2 protein-coding genes and 1 pseudogene are annotated in these 1742 nt (G+C 33.5%); all 3 read left to right on the top strand.

Annotated features, from left to right (window positions below; translation table 11 throughout):
- Window positions 1–291 (top strand): annotated as a pseudogene (locus tag BBROOKSOX_RS10615) (hypothetical protein); the annotation flags it as partial.
- On the top strand, window positions 263–1075 hold the full coding sequence (locus tag BBROOKSOX_RS10610) for a hypothetical protein (protein WP_218973740.1): 813 nt from the start codon (window positions 263–265) through the stop codon (window positions 1073–1075). The pseudogene BBROOKSOX_RS10615 and the gene BBROOKSOX_RS10610, both read left to right, overlap by 29 nt.
- Before the next feature lie 25 nt (window positions 1076–1100).
- Window positions 1101–1742 (top strand): LysM peptidoglycan-binding domain-containing protein (locus tag BBROOKSOX_RS10605; protein ID WP_139661734.1); only part of this gene is annotated, 642 nt, incomplete at its 3' end.

Raw genomic sequence — 1742 nt, 5'->3', positions numbered from 1 at the left:
AAAGACTTGGACAGTAATAATGATGGCAAAATTGATAACCAAGACACAAACTTTAACAATCTTAAAATTTGGCAAGACAAAAACTCTGATGGCAAATTAGACGAGGGCGAACTCCTTAGTTTGAGTGAGGCAGGTGTTAGATCTCTTAATACCACCTACAGCAATTCTAATGAAGTAGATAGCAGCAACAACGCCCATAAACAACAGGGTAGTTTTACCACCACAGCAGGCACAGATAACAAAATGAATGATGTGTGGTTTGATGTGGATAATTTTAGAAAGGTGGCTTAAAGTGTTAGAGTTTTTTATTATTTTGAGTTTAATTTTTATTCTGTTTCAATGGTGGATTTACAATGATAAGCGTGCTTTTAAAAAATATGTTTTGAGTGACTTTAAAGGAAAAAGCAAGTTTTTTATTTTTATGTATAAGTTTTCTGCACTTAATTATATTGAATATCCGCTTGGAACTGGCTCAATATTTGTAAATTCGCACAAAAAAAATAATGTGTTAATATTCGGCAAGAAATATATGGAAATTACATTGTTATGTGCAACACTTAGTCTTATTTCTGCCTTTTTATTGGTAGGTGGTATTCCATATAATAAATTAAATACCTTAGTTTTTTTAACACAAGTCAAAAATCAAGAACAATCATTGGATTTTTTTGAGGGTAAATTAACTAGTTTAAAAAAAATAAAACACAAAAAACAACCGTACTATATGCTATCACTGTCAAGGAAAGGGAAAGAAAAAAAATTTACCGCCATCTTAGATAAAGAAATTAGGTTGAGGTCTTTTTTAAGGATTGGGTATTTTAAGAAGTATAATTACAACAAATTTATGGAGGTTGATGAGGTGGTTTCTATAGATGTAAATAGTAAAAATATACAAAACCTTGAGAATTACCTCTCAAAATTAAAAAAAGCAATTTATTTCCAGCAAAATATTGGCATATCAGGCGCATTTCTCTCTCTAACTATGTATTTTTTACTATGGATAAGATATAAAAAATACGGATTTGAAGGTGTAAATAAGCTTATCGTAATTAAGAAAAAAGAGTTTAAAGAAAATTAACAATTAAAAAAAGGGGGGGTAGAAAATGGCTAAATTAACATTTGGACAAGAGGCGATACAAAACATCATTAATCAGGGAAGAACTGAAGTAGGAATTGTAAACACTATTAAAGATGCATCTGATAGTGAAAAATTAAATGCAGCAATAGCAGGGGCAGATACACTTCAAGCTGCAATAAGTTTATTCAAAAATATTCCAGCTATTGGGATTGGTGTAAGTTTGGTTGACATTGGGGATACAATAAATAATTGGGATAACAAATCCACTTTAGATAAAATTACAACCTTTACTGGTGCGATTGCATCTATTACGGTGGGGTTTCCTCCTCTATCTTTAGCACTTGGCGCAATTACTCTAGGTCTTAGTGTATACGCCCTAGCCACAGACGATAGCCCAGAAACCGAGCAAGCAGTAAATGACTTGTTAACTGCAGCAAATAATTTAAAGGACGGCAATTGGTCTGATGCCACTTCACTATTGCAAGAAGGTAAAACTGTTGCAGATTCCTTAATTAGTCTTAGCAACCAAATCAACGACGGCTCAATTCAGTTCGCCAAAGACGGCGACACCCTCAGCCAAATAGCCCAAGACAACGGCCTAAGCCTTAACGAGTTGCTTGCACTTAATCCACAATACAAAGCCAATCCTGATGATGTCAAAGCAGGT

It is taken from the genome of bacterium endosymbiont of Bathymodiolus sp. 5 South, from assembly GCF_900128535.1.
Lineage (GTDB): Bacteria > Pseudomonadota > Gammaproteobacteria > PS1 > Pseudothioglobaceae > Thiodubiliella.
This window is presented reverse-complemented; position numbering and strand designations above follow the sequence as displayed.